The sequence below is a fragment of the Marivirga lumbricoides genome, assembly GCF_014636295.1.
GTDB classification, from domain to species: domain Bacteria; phylum Bacteroidota; class Bacteroidia; order Cytophagales; family Cyclobacteriaceae; genus Marivirga; species Marivirga lumbricoides.
The window spans coordinates 354,718-380,139 of the sequence record NZ_BMEC01000005.1 but is presented as its reverse complement, the minus strand read 5'-3'; the positions used below and the strand labels follow the sequence as shown (position 1 = coordinate 380,139).

Sequence of the window (25,422 nt, the reverse complement as noted above, 5' to 3'; positions counted from 1 at the left end):
CCTTTCCGATAAAGAAGAAATATTGTTAGAAGGCGACTATTGCCTTATGGCCATTGGCCGGAAACCGTACACTACCAACTTAGGCCTTGAAAACATTGGCGTGAAAACCAATGAGAAAGGACAGATAGCGGTAGATGAGAACCTCGAAACCAACATCAAGGGTGTGTATGCCATAGGGGATGTAATCCGAGGGGCAATGCTTGCCCATAAAGCCAGTGAAGAGGGCGTTTTCGTAGCCGAACGGATTGTTGGCCAAAAGCCCCATGTCAATTACTCGCTCATCCCAAATATCGTGTACACCCAGCCTGAGGTGGCCGGAGTAGGCTTGACGGAAGAAGAACTGAAGAAGGCCAATAAAAGTATAAAAACAGGCTCTTTTCCCTATAAGGCAAACGCACGGGCGAAGATAAGTATGGATACGGATGGTTTTATCAAGGTAATCGCAGATAAGCAGACCGATGAGATATTGGGCGTGCATATGATAGGCCCTCGCATTGCAGACAGCTACACCGAAGCGGTGGTAGCGATGGAATTTCGGGCAGCTGCCGAAGACATTGCAAGAATGTCACACGGGCACCCCACATTTTCCGAGACCTTTAAGGAAGCTTGTCTGGCCGCTACAGAAGACAGGGCATTGCATATTTAATATTTACAATAACCGGCACAATAAAGAATAAAAGAGATGAAGAAGCTTCAGCGATTGACCAAGGAAATTAACGAATTGACATTGAGAATTGAGCAGGAATACCCCGAACTATACCAATATCTTGATGAAAACCCTATTACAATCCCTGATTGCGAAACACCCGAGATTTCCGTTAACTCGTTCGTGGACTATTTAGATAGCCTGAAGTCACTCTTGGAAAGATATATAGAATCGCATAAATAAATGAAGTACAGATGGACGAATTTAAAATAAGATTCAACAAGCTCTTGGTCAATAAATTTGGAATACATCCGAATCAAATAAGACCGGAAGCGAATTTTACGAAAGACCTTGGTGCGGATATGTTGGATATGGTCGAATTGATGCTAGAGTTTGAAAACGAGTTCAATATAGCCATTCCAGATAATGAGGCAGAAAAATTAAACACCATTGGCCAAGCCGAGACATACATTAGGGATATGATTAAAAATACGGATTCGTAACAAAAAATTAAAAAATTAGCGCTTCCAATAAAGCAAAAAGAATCATTAAATAAAATTATCTAGTAACAAATAATAATGAAAAAAAGCACTTTTATAATAACTAAAATGGACTGCCCTTCAGAAGAGCAGATGATTCGAATGAAGTTGGAGTCTTATGCTCAAGTAAAACACTTGGATTTTGATATTCCCAATAGAAAATTAGAAATATATCACGTGGACGGTGTTAAAGCAATACAAACGTCTATAGCCAGCTTAAAACTTGGGGATTCCTTTGAGGGAACCACAGAAGCCGAAACACCCGTAATGGAAGACCAATCCAAACAAAAAAGAATCCTTTGGTGGGTCTTGGGCATCAACTTTGGATTTTTCGTTATCGAAATGACCACAGGTTGGATTTCCTCTTCTATGGGACTTGTGGCGGATTCCTTGGATATGCTGGCAGATTCCATCGTATATGCGTTGAGCCTATTCGCAGTAGGTGGTGCCATTTCAAGAAAAAAGAAGGTGGCAAAATTCAGCGGATACTTTCAGATGGCATTGGCAACACTTGGGTTTGCAGAGGTCTTGCGAAGGTTTTTCAGCGAAAGCGAAACACCGCTGTTTCAATGGATGATAGTTATAGCAATTCTGGCCCTTATCGGCAACTTGGTTTCCCTATGGTTGATCAATAAAGCCAAAAGCGATGAAGCGCACATGCAGGCCAGCGCGATATTTACATCTAATGATATTATAGTGAATGGAGGGGTAATACTAGCTGGGATTCTGGTTTATTTTCTAAAAAGTAAATGGCCGGATCTGGTTGTTGGTGGTGTTGTTTTCTCCTTTGTTATGCGTGGTGCTTTTCGAATACTGAAATTGGCAAAATGATTGATTCTAATCCCACCTCTCACCCATGTGCCTCCAATAGGTTCATTCCGTTCGTTCGTACCTCCCTCTCTTCATTCACCCACTTCCTGCACCGCACAGCAAGAGTAGCCCGTTATTCCATTCCGCTACGCTGCATTCCATACCGTGCCACACTTGCTTTTCCCAACGCACACCCCAACGCAGGTAAAGCGGTGTTCGTCAGTCGTTCCGTTTTGTTCCGCAAAAACATATCTCCAAGGGTAAAATGCACTCCCGGAGTTTATGCCGATTTTTATCGGTGGTCGCCCTTGCATATACCGTTCACTTACCAGTTCGTTTGCGCTCCAGTAGGTGCTCACTCACTGCCGTTCACTTGTTTTGCTTCACACACTCTCTCCATCCTCACTCGCAGCTATTTCATCCCCCCAAACCCCTTCTAAGGTGTTCGCTACTCTCACAATATTTTTTATTGGGGGTCTGCCGCTGCTTATTGTTTTTGCTCGCCTGCGGGTCGCTGCGGGCTGATCGGGCTGTCATGCTTTTTGCTTTCTGCCATGTGCCTCCAGTCGCTTCATTTCAGTCACTCGTTCCTCATTCCTTTCATTCAGCCACTTTCAGCACCGCACACAAGAGTAGCTCATTCACTACACTACACGAGCTAACGCAAAGTCATTCCGCAATCTGCCTGCAATTCTCCTTCAATGTATTTGTATGGCAATTGAAATCTACAAATACTCCCCATGCTATTGCAGTCAGTTATTGCTCCATTCCTTCCCAACAATCGTTTCGTTTCGTTCAATCGCTACCCTTGCCTTTGCCGACCCTGATGCAAAAAATCACGCCAGCCCTGCCGTAAACGGTAGGCGTCTGCCGCCCTCATTCTTCGGGCTTTTGCAGCCACCACCCTTGCTCCGCTCGCAGGCGGCTCGCAGAAATGGCTTCGCCTTGGTTTACCTGCGTTTCCACCTCTCCCGAGAAAAGCAAAGGCTCATAGAGTAATTATTAAGCATTTGCTTAAATAAGAAAACTATTTGTATCTTTGCTGCGTTATTAAATCCCAAACAGGAAGATTATGGAAAACAATCAATCGTGTATCAGAGTGTTTGCCGACAAGGTTCAAATAGACAATTGTAGAGAAATACTTCAAACCAATGACAAGGCATTCAGCCAACTGAGTGGACTTTTAGCATTGGCGGGAAACGAAGTAAGGTTGAAAATCTTATTTCTCTTAGAAGAAGAAAACGAACTATGTCCCTGCGACCTTTCAGACATTCTCGGAATGAGCATCCCTGCCGTTTCGCAACACCTCAGAAAACTCAAAGACGGAAACGTCATTGAAGGAAGAAGAGAAGGACAAACCATTTTCTACTCTTTGAAACAAGAGCAACTGACTTTACTTCGACCATTTTTTAAACACATCATTAACAATTCAAAAAAGGAAACAGTATGAACAAGAAAAACAACAGACTTGTCGGAGCGGGAGTGCTTTCGGCCGTAGCAGCATCGCTTTGCTGCATTACGCCTGTATTGGCTCTTATTTCAGGAGCGTCAGGAGTGGCATCTACATTTTCGTGGATGGAACCAGCAAGACCTTATCTTATCGGTATCACCGTTTTGGTATTGGGCTTTGCTTGGTATCAGAAACTCAAACCCCGATCAGCAGAAGAAATCCAATGTGATTGCGAAGAAGACGAAAAGAAATCTTTTATGCAGACCAAAACATTTTTGGGAATTGTAACCGTGTTTGCAGCCTTGATGCTTGCATTTCCAAAATACGCACACATTTTCTATCCTTCAAACGACAACAAGGAAGTTATAATCGTTAATGCCTCTGACATCCAAACAGTAACTTTTGATGTAAAAGGAATGACTTGCAATGGTTGTGCTTCGCACGTAGAAAATGACGTGAACAAATTACCAGGCATTGTTAAGGTAGATGCAATTTATGAAGAAGCGACTGCCAAAGTAGAATTTGACCAAACCAAAGTGAGTCTTGCTCAAATTGAAGAAGCCATCAACGGTACAGGTTATAAAGTGGTTGGCAAGAAATAGTATTTTTTTGCCTTTTGTATTTAAGAACTTAATTAAATAATTACACAATGAAAAAGAATTTAATTCTATTGAGTGCTTTGTTCCTAATTGGAATTGCTCAGCTCAATGCACAATGTTGCAAACCGACTGACAATAAAGCACAAACAGCAAATACAACACAGCAAGAAGGTAAGACCCTGCAACTGAAAATCACGGGAATGACTTGTGCAGGTTGTTCCAACCACATTTCAAATGCCCTCAAAGAAGTGGACGGCATTATAGAACACAAAGTGGAATATCCGGGCGATTTGGCAACTATCCAGTACGACCCAAGCAAAACAAATCCTGAAGCTATCATAAAAGTAATTGAAAAAACAGGTTATAAAGCCGAAATCATTAAAGAAAATTCTAAATAATATGAAAACTGTAAAATTAATTTTAGGCATTGTTACTATCGGGATGATAGTAGCTAGTTGTAATAAAGAAGTACAGGAACCGGAAGTAAAACCAACAAATTCTTCAACTCCCGGTACTAATTCTTCCACCCCAACAGGTACTTCGACCATTTCTTACACAGATTTGAGTGCGGAACAAAGCACCATTGCAATTGGGGCAACCACAAAAGTAACAGCTACAGCAACAGGAGATGGTCTTTCTTATATCTGGAGTGCATCAGATGGCGATATTATAGGAAGTAAAGCATGTTTGCAGTAAAACCCCAAATAGAAAACTTATGAAAAATCAACGAAAATATATTGACGGTCAATTAAACGACATTCTTTTTTCTGAATTTAAGATAAAGAATAGCGATTTTATTTTACGAATATTTCAAGAATTGATGCTAGGCAGTTCTATATCTAAAAACAGATTTTATAAACTAATAAAAGTGTCCAAAGATAAAGCGGACGCTATTTTGAATAAACTGGGCGAAACCGATGTACAAGGAAATATTATTGCATTTTCTGGTCTATCTACAGTTCCTACCAAACATCGCTTTATTGTAAATGGTAAGATGTTATACACATGGTGTGTAGTAGATGCCATTCTGTTTGCTGAATGGTTAGGTGTAGAAGCCAATGTTCATTCAACTGACCCGATTGATAACTCTCCCATCGAATTACAAATAAACGGAGGTCAGCTATTATGGACAACTCCTTATCCTTTATTTATTTCTTGGTTAGAATCTGTTGACACCTGCAATATTAAAGGGTCGCTATGTAATCACGTTTCATTTTTTGCAAGCGAAAGAACAGCAAAACAATGGTTAAAAAATAATCCTGATGGAAAAATATTGACGCTTGAGGATTTCTTTGAGCCTAAAAACATAGGAATGAAATGTTGTTAAGTATAGTCCTAAATAAATTAAAAAAATAAGATGAAAGAAGAAAAAATAAAATTGGAAATTGCAGGTATGACCTGCGACCATTGTGCCACAGGAATAAAAAAAATGCTTTCACAAAATGAGGGTGTTAAAGAAGCCAATGTGAGCTACCCAAAAGCTACTTGTGAATGTTCTTTTGACCCTACCAAAACAAGTAAAGAAGAAATCATCAATACCATTAACGGCACAAAAAACTATCGTGTAAAAAGTGAAATCCCTGATAATGGAAACAGCGGAATTAATCAATTTGATTTAATCATTATCGGTGGCGGTTCGGCTGCATTTTCGGCAGCAATCAAAGCCGAAAGTTTAGGATTATCGACCTTAATGGTAAACGGTGGTTTGGACTTTGGCGGTACTTGTGTCAACGTGGGTTGTGTGCCTTCTAAAAATCTTATTCGTGCAGGCGAGTCGGCTTATCACGCTACACATTCCAACTTTGAAGGCATCAAGCCAAAAGGAGTTGATATTGATTTCGCTCAAATCATCAAAGACAAGAAAAAATTAGTAGCCACACTTCAAGAGAAAAAATATATGGATGTGGTAAGCGATTTTGAAAACCTGTCTATGCTAAAAGGTTGGGCAAAATTCAAAGACAACAAAACCATTTTGGTTGATGGCAAGGAATACAAAGCCTTCAAATTTTTAATTGCTGCGGGAGCTACGACCAACATTCCGACTATTGAAGGATTGGACAAAATTGACTACTTGACCAACGTTTCCCTTTTCGACTTGGAAGAAAAACCCGAAAGCTTGACCATTATGGGAGCAGGTTACATAGGTTTGGAAATTGCAATGGCGTACAATCGTTTAGGCGTTAAAGTCCGAATCATTGAATTTACCGACCGTGTTCTACGGACACAAACCCCAGACATCAGTGAAGCATTGGAAACCCAAATGCGAAAAGAAGGCATTGAAATCTTACCTAATTTCAGAGCCGTGAAATTCGAGAAACAAGCGAATGAAACCATCATTCACTGTAAATGTCCTGACGGTTCATTTACGCAAATTATAGAAAAAGGTAAGGTAGTAATTGCCACAGGCACAAAAGCCAATACAAGCCAATTAGGGTTAGATAACATTGGTTTGGAACTCACCAAAAGCGGACATATCGCTGTGAATGAAAAAATGGAAACCAATCTACCTAACATTTACGCAGCAGGTGACGTAACCAACACCCCTGCATTTGTTTATACAGCCGCTTTTGAAGGTAAAATTGCCGTTGAAAATGCGTTCTCAGGAACAGATAATAAAGCCGATTATTCTTCTTTACCTTGGGTGGTGTTTACTGACCCACAAATTGCAGGGGCAGGTTTAGATGAAGCACAGGCAGAATCAAAAGGCATTCCGTTTGAAGTGTCAAAATTGGAATTGAAAGACGTACCGAGAGCCATAGCAGCCAACGACACAAGGGGTTTCATCAAACTCATTCGTAACTCGGAAACTGACAAACTTATAGGTGCAAGAGTAGTCGCACCCGAAGGTGGAGAACTCATACAACAATTAAGTATGGCAATCAAATACGGAATAATGGTGAAAGACTTAGCAGACAGTTTCTACCCTTATTTGACTTTGGGAGAAGGTATAAAATTAGCAGCAATAACTTTCGGAAAAGACGTATCAAAATTAAGTTGCTGTGCAAGCTGAATTAAAATCCTTCAATTCTCTTTTTCTGATTCCTATTGATGTATTGACTTATAAGTCGAATATTATTGGTGCAAAGTATTGGCATTTAACAGCCATAAATAGTCAATAATCACTCAAACATAAAGCAAAGGTACAGGCGTGCGGATGCGAGAGCTGCAAGGGTTCGCTTCGCCTGTTAGGGAAAAAAATACTACCCTACGGGTAGTATTTTTTTCCCACAGCCCTTGCTGCAATCGCACCGTCCTGTAGAGCGAGGGCATTATGTTTAAGTTATTATTCAGAGTCCGTTTCGGCAGCCGGTGGTTGTTGGCGGGCGTTCGCACCTCAGGTCTTCCGTTTCATGCAGGCATTCAGCGTTGTGGCATCACAGATTATACGCTGCGTGTTTTTTGGTTCGAGTTATGCCTTTCAGAACTTCCTTTTTAGGGGGCTCTTTTTTTTACTCGTTAAGGGAAAATTTTAAAAAGAGAAAAGCAAAGATAGGCGGGTTCGCACATGCCCACCGCACTTTCGGACAGTCAAGGTCAAGCCCTACGGGTTTTGAAAAAAATCTCCACCCTTCGGGTAGTATTTTTTCCAAAAACCTTGACAGCCGAGCCTCACCCGCCTGCAAGACAGCTTTCTCTTTTCTTTTTTTCCCTTTTTTCTTTTCTCTTTTGGATAAATATAATCCTAGTAAGCACAACTCATATTCCACAAATAAAACACATCAACAAAAGCAAAATAATGCACACCACCGCAACAGCACCCAAAATACAACCAACTCAAAACCACTGAAGTATCTTAGAACATGAAGGGCAAATCCATGGTAAGTCCGTGTCAAGTCCAAGCAAATGTTTAACTCCTTTAAAATCGTAAAAAGATGGGAAAAATTAATCAAGGTATTCTCGGTGGCGTATCAGGCCAAGTAGGGAATGTAATCGGTGGAACTTGGAAGGGCATCGATTACCTGCGCATCAAACCTTCCAGTGTAGCGAACCCAAGAACAGAAGGTCAGGTTGACCAGCGTTCGAAATTCGGTACTGTATTGAGGTTCTTACAGCCAATGACAGACTTCCTGAGAGTCGGTTTCAAGTTGTATGCTAACCGTATGACCCAATTCAATGCGGCCATGTCGTACAACCTCAATAATGCCGTAACCGGTGTTTATCCCAACCACATGATTGACTATGCAAGTGCATTGGTTACTCGTGGTAACTTAACAGGTGCGGCCAACGGTGCAGCGACTTCTCCAAGTGCCGGAAACGTAGAAGCAACCTGGACAGACAATTCAGGAAGCGGAAGTGCTCAAGCAACAGACAAGGCTCTGATTGCCCTTTTGAATACTACCCGAGGGGAAGCAGTGTTCACCACTGCGGGACCAGCAAGGTCTGCCGGATCAGCAACCATTCCAGTGCCTTCTGAGTACTCAGGAGAAGACGTTGAAGTCTTCTTAGGGTTTGTATCAGAAGACGGAACTAAAGTCGCCAACAGCGTTTATTTAGGCTCTGTAACAGTTGCGTAAAGCAATTGGTGTTTTCCTTGAAAGCCGCTTCCTTTGTGGAGCGGTTTTTTTATGTCCGTACCCCTCGATTTTTCCTTTATTATCCCTTAGTTTGACATTCCTAAGCGTTTTTTGTTGCTAATACGTTTCTATAATTTCAGCAACACACTGAATTACAGCAAGTTAAAAGCGTTTCAAATATTTTGTATCGGAAAGTAGAAAAACCCTTGAAAGTGTCATTCTCAATCTTATAAAATAATTTCTAAAAGAAACTTTTTGCTAACTTAAGGCAAAAGTGATCCTATTGATACCAATTTACAAAGCCATATCATTTATCAAAGTAATTCCTCAAGAATCAGGTCATACCAAGCCTTGGGTAGTGATGGTTAAGACAGAATCAGGATTTCAGCCTTATGTTGTTAAATTATATAGCACTGACCAAATAGAAAACAGAAATAGTGTTGCAGCAGAGGTAGTTGGGAATCTTTTGGCACCAAACTTTGATTTCAATGTGCCTAAAATGGCATTGATTGATTTTCCGAATAAGTTTATCAACACCCTACCTGCAGAAGAATTATTTCAGTTTGAGCAATCGGATGAGCGGTTAAAGTTTGGGTGCTACTATCTGGAAGATGCCGTGAACTTTTCCAAGGAAGTTCAGAAAAAATACTTAATATCAAGTATGCAATTGGATACACTATATGCATTTGATAATTTTATCCGCAATGGAGATAGAGGTACAAAAAAACCTAATCTACTATTCAAAAAAGGAGAATCATGGTTAATTGACCATGAATATGCTTTGGATATTAAAGAGGATACTCTTAATAAAATGAAGAATTACAGTTGGGAAGATAAATTTGCTAGCCATCATATTTGTTTACCCTATTTGAAAAAGGAATCAAAAACCAACAAAATATCGTTGTTCAATAGCTTTACTGAATATCTAAGAACACTGAATTTAAAAGAGATTCAAGATGTTTTAATAGAACTGGAAGGGCACGAATTTAACACCCAAAGTGCACTAATTATGGATTATTTTACAGTGGTTAAAAGAAATTCAGCTATTTTTGTAAATAATCTGAAAGGATTTATCCAATGAACGACCTATTCACATATCAAATATTGAAGTATAAAAGCAGTATTGTAGCTGGTGAGGCTGTCAATGTAGCTGTGCTTTTTTATTTTCCTGAGTTCACCCATTTCGAACTGGTGAAAGGTGATTTGAAGCGTCCAAAATCTATTTTTCCTGATTTTGATTCAAAGTTGATTAATCATTATTTGGACATAATTGAAGGTAGAATTGAAGAAAAGAAATTAACTTTCTCAAAAGTACCTGATGAGAAAAGCATCCAAAAATATGTACATGAAAACATACTAGCAATAGATGCAGCTGGATTAGTTTTTGATACTCCTGTGAAAGTGACTGAAGGGTTAAGCTCCATAGCGGAAACAATTTCAGCTTATAGTCAATTATTGCTGCCCGGAATCACTCACCTTAAGCAAACTCAAGTACATCACAATGAGAAATTTTTGATTACTCAATATTTGAATAATATTACTTCCCAAAACAAGGACATAGAAAAAAAGCTGATTCGAAACAAAACCATTACAACAGATACGGTCTCCTTAGCATTTGATATTGCTTGGAAGAATGGGACTTTAAACCATGTTAAGCCTATAAGTTTTGATTTAAATAAACCTAAAGAGATTCAAAACAAAGCATCCTTATATTTTGGCTATATATACCAGTTAGCGGAATATGCAAAGCAAAATTCTTTCCGTTTCGATTTTTTAGTTTCTAGACCTCAAAATAAAGAATTGCTTAACGATTACGAAAATGCACTGGATATACTGAATTTTGATAAGACCGTCCCCAAAAGAATTATCACCGAAGATGATTTAGAGAAATATTCTGAAGAAACGGTTAATGAATTAAATTAACGTTAATTGCAGTGAGTAGCGAAATAAAACGAGACTTCACCTCTTTATTCTACTTGAAAAATAGGGAGCCAAAATTCAATTCAAATTCCATCTCTGTTGTATTATAAGTTACTTATTATCAATTATTTATCACTCCTGTATCGGGAAATAAAATCATCTCTACTATCTTAAGGAAGAAAAACTTATCGATCAAATTATTTACTCATTTCAAAGCAAGCTAAATCAATATTAGGTTCAGTATACATGAAATGAGCATAAATTTTAGAGTCCTTAACATACCAACAGAGGACGAATAAAATTTATTGAACTCCATGTGGCATTAAAAATAAATTATCTACACTAGAAAAATAATAAGCTTTACATGTCAAGCTCCTAGGTCAGGGATTTCAAAAACGGAAATTATTGGAATTATGTAAAATGACCCAACAAAATCAGGCTGAACCAGTTAAACTTTTTTATGCAAAACATCTTTGCCCTCATAGGTTTGGGCTTAATTCTCTTCGTTATTTATTGGCGTGTATTTTATCTGAACCGTAAAAAGGCCATCCATTTTAAAACTCCTAAAAAATTCCCCAAAGAGTGGAGAAAGCTACTTCAGGAAAATGTTCATTTTTATCAAAATTTAAACAGCAAAGAGAAAGCGCTCTTCGAAAAAAAGATACTCCATTTCTTTAGGAATGTGCGTATCACAGGAGTGAAAATAAAAGTAGAACTGCTAGACAGATTATTTGTAGCTTGCAGTGCTGTAATACCACTTTTTGCCTTCCCAAAATGGCAATATCCTAATCTGAATGAAGTACTGCTGTATCCTGAGGTTTTCGACAAATCATTTGACGATAAAGCGCCAAAGAAAACCATAGCCGGAATGGTGGGAACTGGCAATGGCATGGATAACATGATGATTTTAAGCAGGAAGAGCTTGCGAAATGGATTCCAGATTGTTTCAAGTAAAAAGAATGTTGGCATACATGAGTTTGTACATATCTTAGATAAGGCTGATGGTACTATTGATGGTCAGGTGGGCAGCCTTAACAAAACAGAATTTGCTAAACCTTGGTTTGAACTGATGGAGAAGGAAATAGAAAAAATTGAGGCCAATAAAAGTAGTATTGATGGATATGCAACCACTAACAAACAAGAGTTTCTCGCGGTAACTTCAGAGTACTTTTTTGAGAGGCCCAGGCTCCTTAAAAAGAATCACCCTAAAATATACAAACTTTTAAAAAAGACATTCAATCAAAGTATGGCTAAACGAATGTCATCTCCTTTTAAAAAGCGCAATCAGATTGGCAGAAACGATCCTTGTATTTGCGGCTCCGGAGAGAAGTTCAAAAACTGTTGTTTAAATAACTAATCAGCACTAGGTATTGCGTACTAAGATACGAGGAAATAAATTGACTGTATTCTGTCTCTATTTTTTCTAAAGGTTCTAAAGCAATATTGGTATATCTGCTCTAACGTTCCGCGCTGACGAACTCTGGGCTAACCGTTGTATATTAACTGAGTGTTAAAACATCTAATAATTCTATTTACCATTGATTGCCATGAATTTTATCTAGAGAACCAACCCTAACTAAAGTGATAATACATTTGATTTTCTTGCTATAGACATCCGACAGCCTCTGCATAACTTAGGTGAGATTACCTGAAAAATCACCACAGATGATCTGTTGGCGAATATATTTAGTAAGTTTTGTATTAGGAAATGATTTTTAAAATCAGTTTTTCTATTACTTAGCAACAAGTTTTGGCTACTTCATGAGTCCATTAGTTGACTTAATCGGCTCATGAAAGTAGTAGTAATTTATCCAGTCAGCTGATTTGAAGCACTTTACAGATTTAAATAAATTACACATGAATTTTATTAACATCCATATGTATAAATTAGGCGGGTAAATTTAAGTCATGATGATATTTCAATCATAATTTTGAATAATATTTGATAATTAAATAAAGAACTTTACATTTTAATCATCATTATTTTTCTTTAGCTTTTTTCTGATTTTCTTGTTCTTTGATTTTTTGTTTAAACAGATCAGAAATATCTATAGCTGGTAAGTTGTATCTGCCCCATGGAGAAAATGCTGATTGAATGCTGATTACATTCCTTAAGTTATTAACTACAATATTGACTGTAGAGAAATGCTTTAAGTTCTTATAGGTGGTTTCATTCTGTTTGATCATTTCATTATTCAGTCTAAAAACACCTACTCCTGCAATCTTAATAGAGTAGCCGGCCAATTGTTGTTCTTTATGATTAATCATTATTTGAACATGAGCCTGAAATGTATGTTCATCGATATCTTTATGAATAAAATTAATATCTATTGGGTATTGATTAAATGTACCATCAATTTCTTCACCTGAAAACTCCGACTTATTATCCGGATTGACAGTAAAAAACTGATGTTCCAATAAATAAAAATTAATTAATTCAAGTTCCGATTTTTTTGCTTCCATATCTTAAGCTACTGACAATTGTATTTCCGATTCAAATTCAGCATAATTATATTCATCATCACTTTTAGGATTATTCTTTTCTTTAAATGGTTTGTAAAACCACAATCCATGACCATCTGGTTTAGGAGGATTAATGTTTGATGTAAATTTATTTTTTAAAGAAATTTCAAAATCAATATCCAATGCAACAGCGATTTTAGCTAATAAGTTAAAGCTAAATACTCTATCTCCCTTTAGCAATTGTGTAATATAAGCAGGAGATATCTCAATTTCGTTTGCAAGAGTATTCTTTTTTAGGTTTCTGGAATACATTACTTCATCTATTTCAGATCCAAATCGAACCGAAAGCAAAGTGGTTAATTGTTCAATTTTATGCTCCTTAATCTTCTCAGAAAACAATTGATCAAAAGTATCCTGAATATATTCTATATTATCAGCCTTCATTTCAGCCTCTTTGTGTTCAAGTAAGCTAACATTAAGAATTCGCTCTATTTTATAAATAGTCTTCAAAGTCAAATTTTCTCTACCCTTCACAATTTTGCTCACTTGCTGGCGAGTAATTCCTAACTGTTCTGCCAACCAGCTTTGGCTTTTCCCCATTTCATCAAGGCATTCCAAAATAGTGAATGCAATGTCAGCGGATTTATCTAACCAAGCTTCATTTTCAATTTGATAATTTAGTTTTTCCTTCCAGTTTGAAGATTTCGCTAACTTGTTTAATTTTTCGCTTGCAGTTTTCATAGTATTTGTCTTTCGATTTTAGTCTCACAATATTTCCGTTAAATATTTTATAGCTAAATCCATTTTAAATAATTCATCCTCTAAATGTGGTCTGCCTTTCATGACTTCCGTCAATTTTATTGCACCACCACTAATTACAAAAGCATCATCATACTTTATTGCATATATTCTTAGATAGCTTTTGTAATTTGGTCCATAAGATTTTAATTTTTGCAATTCATAGAAGGGACTTGATGTTTCTTCATTGTGTAAAGGTTTAAACAATTCTTCAAGTTCAGTATCGTTACAATTTTTAAGCTGTTGAAATAGCGCTTTAGCTTCATTTCTTGCTTCTCTCACTACCTCCTTTAATCGAAAGTGTCCATAAAATTTCTCATAATCCTTTTTAAATGTGTTAAAGAAATTTCTTAAGTATTCTTGGTCATTCCATAAGACAATTAGTTCAGAAAATATATCAGTAGCATCATTCCCCTCATCTTCATCCTCCACTTCGACTTCCTTTTCATACTGTACTGCATAAATCTTCTCCGTTATCTTTGCTATACCAATTATACGAGTCATGTCAACTTATAGATTTGCAAATGTAACATATTTGTTAATTTTATCAATAAATCTTGATGTTTTTCTTTTCAGGGTTTCAACCCTTAGAGATAAATATCAGCGATTATAACTCACTTGCACTCAATTCCTTCAACTTTTCATCCAACTCATCAAAAAGCATAATAAATTCATCACCTTTAATAAAACCTTCCACAGTTGTTTGAAGATTAATAAGTTGATCATCTTTTAAAAAATAAGATTTACCAGCAATATAATCCCAATCACCTTTTTCTTTATGTTCTGTATTAATAGCAATCCCATGCTTTTCGTACTTCTCGATGATACCTTTTAAAGCCTGGTGGTTAAAGAACTTCTTAAAATATTCAGAAGTGATATAAATACTTATCCAAACCTCCCTTTCACCTAAAAAGAGCTTATCAAACCAAGTGCAGAAGTAGATTTGATCCACCCCATCTTTTTTGATTTCTCTGTAGCTATAAAACTGATAAGTGCTTTGAGTGGCTTTTCTTACCTCTAAGCCTTCTTGCTTATTCCAGGCATCCACAATTTGAGTCTTAATGTGGTCTTTGGCCTGCTCATTAAATTTTACTACATCTAATATTTTGTTTTGATTTTCGAGGTAAAATTTAAAATCATCAGGGGAAAGTAATTTTGTACTCATATTTTCAATGTTTTGATAAAGGTCTTTTAGAAAGGTCACATATTTGTCGGAAGCCTCCATGAGGTGGTTACCTATATTGCCCATTACAGCTTTTAAGAAATCAAGGTGAAGGACATTCACGAAATTAGGGAGTATTGAGCCCTGATGTTTACCAAGCGTTAACAAAACCCCTACCATATTATCTTTCCTTTCTTTGGGTTTAGCAGTGTTCCAATAATCATTCAGATTATTCGCTAAATGATGGTAAATCTTATTTTCAATGATAATGGCTTTCTCATTATTGTATAGGAAAAGATCAATACGTCCTTTTTCATCTGTGCCATATTCAGTTTCAATGATAAACTCTTGAAAATTATCTAAAAATGCTTGTTCTTGATGCAGTTGCGCTTTTATACATTCGATAAAAGAGGTGATAAACAAATGCCCTAAACCATGCTCCTCATACGGATCAAAATAGAAAGCATAAATATTAGAAATGACATTTTCATAATGAGGCTGCCTGGCTATTTCTAAAAAGGTTTTGGGCTGTTGTTTTACTGATGGGATTTCATGCGATTCAAGAAATTTTTTCAATTGAAAAACAGCGATAGTCTCTGTACTCATAGGCTTTGGTGAAAATATAACTTCTTAAATATATCAAACTATCATCAATAAATTAACTATTTAAGTGATCAAGGCTTCATTATCTTTTTAAATTGTAAAGAAGTATTTGCAAAATTGACTAACAAGCCAATTTGCAGTACTAAGCTTCTAGATAACTGATGGTTAGGAACAAATGAGTATCTCCATCCTGTTTAAATAAGCTAAATTTACCCTGTTGGGAAGCAGTAACTAACACCTTACTCTATATTAGCCTGAAAGTGAAGCTCCCTGCTTTCCAAATTGAAGCAGCATAGGTGACCTTCCTCTTTCTCCCCCGCTTTATAGCATCCGTTATCGATGCCTAAGAACTGGTTCTTATCAAGGTTATCCCGCATTTCAATAATCTCAGATTTAGTTAAGATATTGTGCCCATGCACAATGATGCGATCACCTAATTTTTCATAGTCAATGTCATTATACCAGTCATTGATCCACAGCATATTTTCATTTTTCTTCAGAATATCTTTTTCACTAAAATCAAGGCCGGCATGTACTAATATGAATTTGCCAGAAGTGTGGAAATAAGCTAAGTTTGAAAACCACTTTTTATATTTTTCAGGCAGTTCAGTAAAATGATTGATCCCAAAGCTATTGTGCATGGAGTCATCTCCTCCCGAGAAATCTTTAACATCGGAAGTATCAAATAACATATCTTCATGGTTGCCTTTCGAGAAATGTATATCATACCCTTTTTCCTCCAGATCCATTAAGAAATCAATCACCTGTTTACTATGCCCTCCTCTGTTGATAAAGTCACCGGGAAAAAAAATCTGATCACTTTTATTGAAGCCGATTGTGTTGAGTAGTTCATGAAGCGTATTGAAACACCCATGAATATCACTGATTGCGTACCTTGCCATTAAAAATTATTTGTTAGATGATGATAAAAATTACGACTTACCACTAGATAAATTCTCTTTGGCTTCAGGATTTTAAGATATATCTTCCTCTTCTGGAGCTATCAACTTAGCCGCGGCTAGCGCAAAGTTTGAATAGAGTATTATTAATTATATCGTAAACTTTCGGAAGTAGTTGTAAAAAGAGAGATTATGTAACTTTGCTACAAATTTGATTATAATCCTTTTAATGAAATAATGCTATCTATCAGAACTCCTTAGCGATTTCAAGCATCTTTTGGTAATCATCAACCAATTCAGAATTTAAATCCTTCACCTCAATTTTACTGAGTAGAATTTTCAATTGCTGAACAGCCGATATCCGGTCCTCCAGTGCATTATCATCAATGCAATTTATTAAATCGATGCAGGCATCATATTTTATTGCGCTACTTTTGGGTAGTAATTCAGTACCTGCCATAAGTGATTGCAGACTCACTTTTTGATCATAACTATCGCGTAGGAAGTTAGATAAATCAAGGATAAGGTGCTCAACTGATTTTGACTTAAAACCAGGTAGCTGTTCTTGAATGATGGTGAACGCCTTTTCTTTGGCGAAATCTGTAATAATGCCAGGCGGTTTATCGAAATAGCCTACCAACAGTCCCATTACCAGGTGAAAAGAGTTTAAGTTGACTTGTTCTTGCTTTTCAAACTTTGCCTTTTCTGCTTCACTTAAGAAATATGGCAGACTAAAATCCTTAGTAGCCTCCAGGTGTTTTCCTATTTCGGACTCCTTATTAAAATGCTTCCAGATGACCGTATAATTTTCTGCCTTCATGAGTTAATGGTTTATTAAAGCTGTTAATTAAATAATGAATTCAGCACTACGCTGAACCTTTTCACCACTCCCCTGCCCTGATTAAGTTACTTATACCAGTCACTACCATATCAATACCTATGGCACCGAGAAAAAAGCCATTAATCCTTAAGAGCAGTTCCATATTTTTATCAAAAGCAGTTTGAATCCTTTTGGATCGCATGCTTTTCCTCAGTTGCTTCATGCCCATAATAAAAACAAAGTTAACCAGCATAATAACAACCAGTGAAACAATTCCTTTCCAAATTTTCAGTTCATCTCCCATTAAAACAGTCAGTGAAATAGTTCCTGCACCTACCATAAAGGGCAAAGCAATTTCGGAGGCCAGCTCGTTCAGGTCGCCTTTAATTTGGATAAAGGCTTTTTTGCCCTGAACTATAAAAACATAGGCGAAGGAGAATAACACAATCCCTCCAAAAATCCGGAATGACTCAAAATTGATTCGGAAAACCTGTTGAAAAACCACATCTCCAAAAATGAGGAATACTACAAAAACAAAGAATGAAATGGTAGTAGCCTTTAAAAATACAGTTCTGAAGTCTGCATCGGGCAGGTCTTTCATTACCGGCTTCAGATAAAGAAAAAGAGCAAAAGGATTTAACATTACCAAAAAACTAAAAATTGCTGATATCATAGAATGTGACTAAACGTTTAAAGTTTTTCCTTCCCAATCCGGAGAGGAGTTTCTAATTTTTCACAAAAGAAGAAAAATATTTTTGATCTCACAGCAATTAAGTGGAGATGCTTTGTAAAAGAAGAGACTTTTCCCGGATGGACAGCCAAGCTTTGGAGGCCAACGCAACTAATGAATAGCTTAAGCGGGCTCCATTATGTGGCTTACCTCCTGCTAGGCACCGAAAATCTCTGATAGCAGGCTCTCGTGCTCTTTTTTGCTTTTGGCAATTAACATTTTGATGTTATTGTTATAATTCATCAATTTTTCACATACGCTGCCCATCAAAAAATACTCCCCGTGAGAGCCACCCTTTGGCCCTATTATGATGAGGTCTATGGTATTTCTTACTGCATAATCGTGGATAGTACCGGCCACATCTCCTTTTTCATCAATCAGTGCTTCGCAGCGAACTTTGCCATCATTCAGCTTGAGTTTGGTCAGGAACTTATCCAATTCTTTCCTCACATGCTTTTCTGTAGACTCTTTTAATTTTTCATCTGTGGCAGCCACAAAAGGAAAATACTGTTTGGGGAGTTTATACACATGCTGACAGACTAACTCTGCCTGCCGCAGTTCTGCAATATGTTTGGCTTGTCGGTAAGCCACCCGGGAAAATTGAGAAAAGTCAATAGGCACCAGAATTTTATCGACACTTGGACGGCTTGTTTCAGGCAATAATAAAACTGAGGTATAAGACAGCTTTGCAATTTTTCGTGCAAAAGTACCACTCCCCTTAATTGCCGGCTTTTTGCCTACCACCATTAGGTCTACATCTTCTTGCTGTGCCCATTCAAGTAATGCAGGAATAGAATTTTCTTTCTGAACGATAACCTCTTTTGAGCAGGTATTACACGAAAATTCACTATTTACCTGCTCGGTGAGTTCTTCAAGAATCACCTGATCGATAGGTTCACTTAGCTCAGGAAAAAGTTTAGATACCTCTTCCGGCAATTCACCGGATTCAAAAACATGTACAAAAAAAGTTGTTTCCACTTTTAGCAAATCTGCTAAAAAGGAAGCATAACGGATCATCATAGCATCCATATCAGTTAAATCGAGGAAAATACATAGTTTTCTAATTTCCATATCTACTCCTTTTTGTTAGTTTCAGACTTTTTTTTCTGGTGGCGTGTTACCAATTCAGCAAGCACTTTTTCATAGCCTTTTTTATCTTTCTCTTTCTGCAGTTCTTCTTCTTGCGAGACTTCCATTTTCAACCCACGATACAAGCTGTAGCACATCACAAGCAGCACAAAGGCAAAGGGCAGCCCTGTAGTAATGGCTGCTGTCTGCAAAGCGCCTAATCCACCCCCAATTAGCAAAACTGCAGCCACTCCTCCTTCAGTAAAAGCCCAGAAAATGCGTTGTGCCACAGGGGCATCAAGCTTACCACCTGCTGTGATACTATCAATTACAAGCGATCCGGAATCGGAATAGGTTACAAAAAAGCTGGTAACGAGTAATACCCCTACCAGTGAAGTTAAAAATGAGAAGGGAAATTGTTCCAATAATACAAAAAGCGCTGTGGCTTCATTATCTGAAACTGCTTTAGAAATCACATCACTACCCGTTAATTCTAATAGAATAGCCGACCCACCAAAAGCAGATAACCATAAAAAGGTAAGTATAGTGGGCACTATCAGCACACCCAACACAAACTCTCTTATAGTTCTTCCTCTAGAAACCCGGGCAATAAACATCCCCACAAAAGGAGACCAGCTAATCCACCAGGCCCAATAAAATACGGTCCATGTATTTTGCCAATCGCTTTGCTGGTATGATTCCGTCCAAAAGCCCAGCGCAAGAATATTCTGAAGATAGTGGCCTGTGTTTTGTGTAAAGGAATCGAAAATAAAGAGTGTTGGCCCCAGGATAATCAAGAATAACAGAAAAACTGCAGCAATACGAATGTTCCACTCAGAAAGCACTCTCACGCCTTTATCAATTCCCAGAACTACAGAAGCTGTAGCCATTATAGTAATAGCTCCAATAAGAATTACCTGGGTAACCGGAGAATCCGTTATTCCAAATAGGTAGTTTAGTCCGGCACTCACCTGCTTAACTCCCAGTCCTAAAGAAGTAGCAAGACCAAAGAGTGTAGCCACCACAGCCAATACATCAATTACATTACCGGGCCAGCCGTGAATCCTATTTCCTAAAATGGGGTAAAAAACAGAACGAATGGTGAGAGGCAGCTTGCGGTTGTAGGAAAAAAATGCCAGTGCCATACCTACCAGGGCATAAATGCCCCAGGCATGCAAGCCCCAGTGAAGGTAGGTGAAATTCATAGCTTCCATTGCTGCTTCCCGTGTTTCAGCTTCACCACTGATGGGAGGAGACTGGAAATGAGTAATAGGTTCCGCTACACTCCAGAATAAGATACCAATTCCCATTCCTGCACTAAATAGCATAGCAAACCAGGCCATTGTACTAAATTCAGGCTCTGCATTTTTTCCGCCCAACCTGATTTTACCATAGCGGCTAAAAGCAAGAAAAAGGGTGAAAAAGAGAAACAGGTTGACCATCAAAACAAAAAACCAGCCTGCATTGTCGGATATTCCATTCTGCATTTTGCTAAACACCTCTTCCATAGGCTTGCCTACGATAAGCGTTGTGGCTATAAATAAAACTATAATAATAACTGCCGGCCAAAATACCGGAGCATGGATATCAAACAATTTGTTAGTAGTTTTAATACCTTTTGTGGGAGTAGGATTCTCCTGTTTATCTTTTCCGCTCATAAATTGATCGTTTAAAAGTAATATCCAATATTAATGTTCAATCTCGCATTCCAATCGGGATTTGCATCCGGAGGATTCAAGTCTGATACCGGCTCATTAAAATTTACCGGAGTGCCAGTTCCTAAATTAGCTCCACCAAAATTATCCGTGAGCCAGGGGTGATTTTGTCCCATGGCCAAATCTACATAAGTGTACACACTGCCTGCGGTGATCAGCGCACCCAGTACATTTTGTTGTGTTTGTTGAAAATCCAGCTTTCGCCCGTTAATCTCCAATTTACTATGTTTTTGAGTATAAGTGTAATCATTATAGATAGTAATATTAGAAAGAGGTCCCCACTGAACCGGAATGGAGTAACTAACTCCTACTACATACATGGAGGCTTCTGCTGCCACATCGTAAGTGCCAAATCCATAAGCACCCATCTGTACAAACTTCAAATCTTCCCCAAGATCATTCTCCACATTTGAGTAGTTATAGTAAATGTATTCTGTATTTAAATTCCAGTGATTAAAAGTTCCTTCCAAATGGACCGACCCTGCCCACTGATTTCCTTTATTTTCCGTTTCCAAATTGAAGATTTCAGTCCGTTGCAAAGAAATTCCTGCATTAATATTGCCCACGTGCCGAACAGCGCGTAAGTTGAACTGATTACGCTCCAGATTACTTTCCCCAGTTACCGGTACCACATCATATGAATATCGTGCAGCCGATAAAGCACCGAAAGAGGGTTCAGAGGTTCCTCTTGGCTCATACAACAGAAAATAAGCAAGGTGAAAATCCCAATCTGATGTTTGCCTACGCCACTTCAGCCCCATATCATAATCATCTTCCAGCCCTACATAATAAGGCGTTTGAAACCACCATGAATGAGAGGCATATTTCAGATTACCGAAAGGTACCTGAGTTACTCCAATTTGGAGCTGGTCTTTATCAGAAAAATTGTAGCCTAACCAGCCATGTTGAATAAAGTGTGTGTTAAATGTAGGATAGAACCGGTATTCAAAAGATAATAAAATACCCTTACTCTGTCCTTCCACATTGAGCCGCCATGTGTCAATGGTAAAATCGTTTCTTAAAGCGGTACCTAAAGGAAAGGTCTCTCCTTCATAATACGTATAAATATAATTTAAACGTAAGGCTCCTCCTATTCTAAGGTAATCCTCTTCATTAATATCCGATTCTTCAATATTGCTGGTGTATTCCAGTTCTTTCTTTGTTCTGGCATTACTCAGATCCGGATCCCTTGTAATCCTGAGAAATGGGAGAACTACCTTTTTTACATTCTCTTCTTCTATTTGCACCGTATCTTCCTGCGCGCTTATGGGCATGCTAATGATTAGAAATGTTACTGTTAGAAGAAAAAACACCTTCATTTGTATCACTTTTATTTTTGTAGCTTCACACCATGTATCACCTTCGGTGCCTACAATAGCCACACCATCTTAACCAATTAAAAACCGTTGCATCACTCCGAAAATCTATCTCCTATTAGGTTTCTGAATTGTTTATGGCGCTTTTATAATTCCCTATCTCAACTAAAGAAATTATAATAGTGGCTATGTTTAATACTATCTCTACTTATTAAATTAACTGGCTTTCAAGCATCGCCTAAATTATTTTTAACCAGGTGAAGTAAAACTGGCTGTAAAATACGCTCAAATCTTACTCCATTCCGAAGGTACAATTCGTAAATTCAAATAACTATTGAAAGCAAAACAAATTATCCACAAAAGCCACCTATCCACCTTTAGCTCACATATTCTAATTCAAAGTTGTATGAGCTTTAGTTAAAAATAATGAACAAATCAACTGCACTTTATAAATGTTTAAACAATTAATGACCTATATCATCAAAATTAGTGATAGATATAGTTTTTTAATGAACACGGATACCATATATTTGCACTATATATAATCAGTCCAAATAAAAAAAAGATGTCAAATAGCCGGTTTACTGCTGATATGGCCACACCACACCAGAAGATGGAAATACAGGATATCCAAAATTCTGATATTGCTGTAAAGCTTTTGGAAATGGGATTTATGCCTGGAAAAACCCTTACTTTATTATATATAGCCCCTTTAGGTGATCCTCTTGCTTTTCAATTAGGAGATTCAATGATCGCTTTGCGAAAAAAGGAAGCTCAAATGGTGGGTGTGTCCCACATGAAACTGGTTGTTCAATGAGTTATATTACGGAAACTAAGAAAGACCTTCAGCAAATTGCGCTTGTAGGGGTTCCTAACGTAGGGAAATCTACAGTTTTCAACCACCTTACAGGGCTTAACCAAAAAGTAGGTAACTACCCTGGCGTAACGGTAGATAAGAAAATAGGATATTTCAAAGTTTCCTCTGATAAAAAAATTAAAATTTTAGACCTACCGGGAACTTATAGTATCTTCCCCCGGTCTGAAGATGAACAAGTAGTTTTTAGGGTGCTCAATGGCTTTGAAAAGGAAGGCCTTCCGGATGCAGTTTTAGCTGTTGCTGATACCGTGAACCTGGAGCGAAGTCTATTTTTCATCACCCAAATCATGGATTTAGGGATTCCGGTAGCCTTGGTGCTTAACATGGAAGACCTTGCCGAAGCCCATGGAATAGAAGTTAATACTTACCAGCTTTACAAGCAATTAGGAATTCCTGTAGTTACAAGTTCTGCCAGAAATAAAAAAGGAATTAATGCTATTGAGGATACTATACGCCAGAATCAATTTGAAAAAGCACCTACTTTTCTACAATCCGGCGAAATTATTCCTGAAAAGCTGATCGGGGATGTAAAGTCACTGCTAGGCTATGAATTAGATTATCAGGCTTTATTGGCCATAAAATTTGTAGATGAACCTAATCTTTTACCACAAGATAAAGCGGATGTTCTAAAAGAACTGGTACTTGAAAATGGAATAGATATTCAGAATATCCAAATCCAGGAATCTAACCTTCGATATAAGAAAATTCAGTCGATTTTAGACAAGTGCATCACACGAAAAGATGTGAGAAAAATCGAGATCACCAGAAAGCTGGATCAGGTCTTTCTTCACAGAGTTTGGGGCTATGCATTATTTGCCACCCTGCTATTTTTAATATTTCAGGCTATTTTCAGTTGGGCCTCCATTCCCATGGATCTGATTGACTTGTTTTTTGTAGAAGCGGGTTCAAAAATCAGGGAATTACTTCCTGCAGGGGCTCTTACTGATCTTGTAGCGGAAGGACTCATTCCAGGCATAGGAGGAGTGGCCATTTTTATTCCTCAAATTGCCCTGCTGTTTGGGTTTCTTGCGCTGCTGGAAGATTCCGGCTACATGTCGCGTGCCGTTTTTCTTACTGACAGAATAATGAGACCCTTTGGATTAAATGGAAAAAGTGTAGTACCATTAATTTCAGGTATGGCTTGTGCTATTCCTGCCATCATGGCTACAAGAAATATTGGTAATAGAAAGGATAGGCTCATCACTATTTTGGTAGCTCCTTTTATGAGTTGTTCTGCCAGGCTCCCCATTTACATTATTCTAATAGGATTAGTGGTGCCTGACCAGCGATTCTGGATTTTTAACCTGCAAGGACTTGCCCTTATGTGCATGTATTTGCTGGGAATTGCAGCTGCCTTATTTTCTGCTGTTTTAATGAAGCTTTTTATCAAAATTAAGGATAACGGATATTTGGTGGTAGAGCTTCCCTCTTACAGAATGCCACGCCTGAAAGATGTGGGATTGACCATGTTTGAAAAGTCCAAAACTTTTGTTCTTGAAGCAGGAAAAGTCATCTTAGCTATTTCAGTTGTTTTGTGGGTGTTGGCTTCCTATGGCCCGGCCGATAAAATGGAACAAGCAGAGGCTTCTGTAGTTCTTCCGGAAAACCCTACTGAAGAAGCCATGAGCGATTATGAGAATAAAGTTGCCTCTAAAAAGCTGGAGGCCTCGTATGCAGGAATTTTAGGCAAAACAATTGAGCCTGTTATTAAGCCTTTAGGCTACGATTGGAAAATAGGGATTGCTTTAATTACCTCTTTTGCGGCAAGGGAAGTTTTTGTCTCCACCATTGCCACTTTGTACTCTATAGGTGATGAGGAGGAAAGTGCTACTATTCAGGATCGATTAAAGAAGGAAGTAAATAGCACTACAGGCCAACCTGTTTTCAACAGGGCAACTGGTTTTTCGTTGCTCATTTTCTACGCATTTGCCATGCAATGTATGAGTACAATTGCTGTAGTTTACAGAGAAACAAAAGGTTGGAAATGGCCGTTAGTACAAACAGTATACATGACAGTACTAGCTTACGTTTCAGCTCTAGTGGTTTATCAGTTACTTTCTTAAACTTATAAATATGCAGGAAATAATAGTTTTTATTCTTTTCTTTTCGATTATAGCTTATAGCATTTATCGTTTCTTCTTTATGAAAAAAAAACCATCAGGTGGTTGTAGTAAATGTGCTATGAATCCAGAGCAGAGCTATTCTAAAAGTAAGTGATATTTTAGAATAGCTCTTCGTATAATGGAGTTGTATTGTAAATTTTAAGAAAATTTTCAAGCCTGACTAAATAATTCATTTTAGCATTATAGCTACGTTAATTTCACCTGATGAGTTCACTGTAGTTAGGCTGCACATTTCCCTGTTACAGAATAATAATTTCTGAGTTTTTAATAAAGAAACTATATAGAATTAGCCTCATCTCTTAACAACTCTTTACTAAAAAATCTCCACTTTACTACCTCGAATTAAGCACATTCAGAAATAATGTAAACC

General features: G+C 37.7%; 27 protein-coding genes. 17 read left to right on the top strand and 10 right to left on the bottom strand.

Annotation, left to right across the window (positions count from 1 at the left end; all coding sequences use genetic code 11):
- From IEV85_RS10160 to IEV85_RS10095, 14 genes are all read left to right on the top strand, one after another.
- A partial coding sequence (locus IEV85_RS10160) for an FAD-dependent oxidoreductase (protein WP_188462897.1) occupies positions 1 to 646 on the top strand: 646 nt, incomplete at its 5' end.
- Positions 647 to 682: 36 nt separating this feature from the next.
- Positions 683 to 889 (top strand): hypothetical protein, encoded by a 207-nt coding sequence (locus IEV85_RS10155; RefSeq protein ID WP_008610953.1) that lies wholly within the window; start codon positions 683 to 685, stop codon positions 887 to 889.
- 11 nt (positions 890 to 900) lie between these two features.
- Complete coding sequence (gene acpP, locus IEV85_RS10150) at positions 901 to 1,149, top strand: acyl carrier protein (RefSeq protein ID WP_008610952.1); 249 nt, start codon at positions 901 to 903, stop codon at positions 1,147 to 1,149.
- A 75-nt stretch (positions 1,150 to 1,224) separates the two neighbouring features.
- Positions 1,225 to 2,016, top strand: a complete 792-nt coding sequence (locus IEV85_RS10145) for a cation efflux transmembrane domain-containing protein (RefSeq protein ID WP_188462895.1) — start codon at positions 1,225 to 1,227, stop codon at positions 2,014 to 2,016.
- 1,051 nt (positions 2,017 to 3,067) lie between these two features.
- Complete coding sequence (locus tag IEV85_RS10140) at positions 3,068 to 3,445, top strand: ArsR/SmtB family transcription factor (RefSeq protein ID WP_027375684.1); 378 nt, start codon at positions 3,068 to 3,070, stop codon at positions 3,443 to 3,445.
- Positions 3,442 to 4,047 (top strand): mercuric transport protein MerTP, encoded by a 606-nt coding sequence (gene merTP, locus IEV85_RS10135; RefSeq protein WP_188462893.1) that lies wholly within the window; start codon positions 3,442 to 3,444, stop codon positions 4,045 to 4,047. Before IEV85_RS10140 ends, merTP begins: the two co-directional genes overlap by 4 nt.
- 47 nt (positions 4,048 to 4,094) lie before the next feature.
- Complete coding sequence (locus tag IEV85_RS10130) at positions 4,095 to 4,442, top strand: heavy-metal-associated domain-containing protein (RefSeq protein WP_094998231.1); 348 nt, start codon at positions 4,095 to 4,097, stop codon at positions 4,440 to 4,442.
- Between the two features lies 1 nt (position 4,443).
- Positions 4,444 to 4,740 (top strand): hypothetical protein, encoded by a 297-nt coding sequence (locus tag IEV85_RS10125; RefSeq protein WP_002978236.1) that lies wholly within the window; start codon positions 4,444 to 4,446, stop codon positions 4,738 to 4,740.
- Between the two features lie 19 nt (positions 4,741 to 4,759).
- Complete coding sequence (gene merB / locus IEV85_RS10120; RefSeq protein ID WP_016545527.1) at positions 4,760 to 5,371, top strand: organomercurial lyase; 612 nt, start codon at positions 4,760 to 4,762, stop codon at positions 5,369 to 5,371.
- A gap of 30 nt (positions 5,372 to 5,401) precedes the next feature.
- Complete coding sequence (gene merA, locus IEV85_RS10115) at positions 5,402 to 7,054, top strand: mercury(II) reductase (RefSeq protein WP_188462891.1); 1,653 nt, start codon at positions 5,402 to 5,404, stop codon at positions 7,052 to 7,054.
- An 862-nt stretch (positions 7,055 to 7,916) separates the two neighbouring features.
- Positions 7,917 to 8,558, top strand: coding sequence for a DUF6266 family protein (locus IEV85_RS10110; RefSeq protein WP_188462889.1), 642 nt, complete (start codon positions 7,917 to 7,919; stop codon positions 8,556 to 8,558).
- Between the two features lie 283 nt (positions 8,559 to 8,841).
- On the top strand, positions 8,842 to 9,639 hold the full coding sequence (locus tag IEV85_RS10105) for a HipA family kinase (RefSeq protein WP_188462887.1): 798 nt from the start codon (positions 8,842 to 8,844) through the stop codon (positions 9,637 to 9,639).
- A complete protein-coding gene (locus IEV85_RS10100) occupies positions 9,636 to 10,481 on the top strand; it encodes a hypothetical protein (protein ID WP_188462884.1) in 846 nt (281 codons plus the stop codon). Before IEV85_RS10105 ends, IEV85_RS10100 begins: the two co-directional genes overlap by 4 nt.
- A gap of 457 nt (positions 10,482 to 10,938) precedes the next feature.
- Positions 10,939 to 11,835 (top strand): zinc-dependent peptidase, encoded by an 897-nt coding sequence (locus IEV85_RS10095; RefSeq protein ID WP_188462881.1) that lies wholly within the window; start codon positions 10,939 to 10,941, stop codon positions 11,833 to 11,835.
- A 623-nt stretch (positions 11,836 to 12,458) separates the two neighbouring features.
- Here IEV85_RS10095 and IEV85_RS10090 read toward each other — a convergent pair.
- The 10 genes from IEV85_RS10090 to IEV85_RS10045 all read right to left on the bottom strand — a co-directional run bounded on the left by IEV85_RS10090 (position 12,459) and on the right by IEV85_RS10045 (position 22,118).
- On the bottom strand, positions 12,459 to 12,941 hold the full coding sequence (locus IEV85_RS10090) for a protein-export chaperone SecB (protein ID WP_188462879.1): 483 nt from the start codon (positions 12,939 to 12,941) through the stop codon (positions 12,459 to 12,461).
- A gap of 3 nt (positions 12,942 to 12,944) precedes the next feature.
- Positions 12,945 to 13,682 (bottom strand): helix-turn-helix transcriptional regulator, encoded by a 738-nt coding sequence (locus tag IEV85_RS10085; RefSeq protein WP_188462877.1) that lies wholly within the window; start codon positions 13,680 to 13,682, stop codon positions 12,945 to 12,947.
- A gap of 24 nt (positions 13,683 to 13,706) precedes the next feature.
- Positions 13,707 to 14,243: a hypothetical protein gene (locus tag IEV85_RS10080; RefSeq protein WP_188462875.1), complete on the bottom strand. Its 537-nt coding sequence runs from the start codon at positions 14,241 to 14,243 to the stop codon at positions 13,707 to 13,709.
- 103 nt (positions 14,244 to 14,346) lie between these two features.
- Positions 14,347 to 15,507, bottom strand: coding sequence for a PD-(D/E)XK nuclease family protein (locus IEV85_RS10075; protein ID WP_188462873.1), 1,161 nt, complete (start codon positions 15,505 to 15,507; stop codon positions 14,347 to 14,349).
- A gap of 236 nt (positions 15,508 to 15,743) precedes the next feature.
- Complete coding sequence (locus IEV85_RS10070) at positions 15,744 to 16,406, bottom strand: metallophosphoesterase (protein ID WP_188462871.1); 663 nt, start codon at positions 16,404 to 16,406, stop codon at positions 15,744 to 15,746.
- Between the two features lie 244 nt (positions 16,407 to 16,650).
- The gene (locus tag IEV85_RS10065; RefSeq protein WP_188462869.1) at positions 16,651 to 17,223 is read right to left on the bottom strand and encodes a hypothetical protein; all 573 of its coding nucleotides are present in this window, start codon (positions 17,221 to 17,223) and stop codon (positions 16,651 to 16,653) included.
- Positions 17,224 to 17,284: 61 nt separating this feature from the next.
- Complete coding sequence (locus tag IEV85_RS10060; protein WP_188462867.1) at positions 17,285 to 17,896, bottom strand: MarC family protein; 612 nt, start codon at positions 17,894 to 17,896, stop codon at positions 17,285 to 17,287.
- Between the two features lie 213 nt (positions 17,897 to 18,109).
- On the bottom strand, positions 18,110 to 19,024 hold the full coding sequence (locus tag IEV85_RS10055; RefSeq protein ID WP_188462865.1) for a universal stress protein: 915 nt from the start codon (positions 19,022 to 19,024) through the stop codon (positions 18,110 to 18,112).
- Between the two features lie 2 nt (positions 19,025 to 19,026).
- Positions 19,027 to 20,679 (bottom strand): BCCT family transporter, encoded by a 1,653-nt coding sequence (locus tag IEV85_RS10050; RefSeq protein ID WP_188462863.1) that lies wholly within the window; start codon positions 20,677 to 20,679, stop codon positions 19,027 to 19,029.
- A gap of 11 nt (positions 20,680 to 20,690) precedes the next feature.
- Positions 20,691 to 22,118, bottom strand: a complete 1,428-nt coding sequence (locus IEV85_RS10045; protein ID WP_188462861.1) for a hypothetical protein — start codon at positions 22,116 to 22,118, stop codon at positions 20,691 to 20,693.
- A gap of 499 nt (positions 22,119 to 22,617) precedes the next feature.
- On the opposite strand from IEV85_RS10045, the gene IEV85_RS10040 reads away from it, so the two are divergent.
- From IEV85_RS10040 to IEV85_RS25215, 3 genes are read left to right on the top strand one after another with little or no spacing between them, the layout of a single operon-like run.
- On the top strand, positions 22,618 to 22,869 hold the full coding sequence (locus tag IEV85_RS10040; protein ID WP_229712556.1) for a FeoA family protein: 252 nt from the start codon (positions 22,618 to 22,620) through the stop codon (positions 22,867 to 22,869).
- Positions 22,866 to 24,992, top strand: coding sequence for a ferrous iron transport protein B (feoB, locus tag IEV85_RS10035; RefSeq protein ID WP_188462859.1), 2,127 nt, complete (start codon positions 22,866 to 22,868; stop codon positions 24,990 to 24,992). Before IEV85_RS10040 ends, feoB begins: the two co-directional genes overlap by 4 nt.
- A 10-nt stretch (positions 24,993 to 25,002) precedes the next feature.
- Entirely contained in the window at positions 25,003 to 25,146 is a 144-nt protein-coding gene (locus tag IEV85_RS25215) for a FeoB-associated Cys-rich membrane protein (RefSeq protein ID WP_188462857.1), read from the top strand.
- Positions 25,147 to 25,422: the final 276 nt, after the last annotated feature.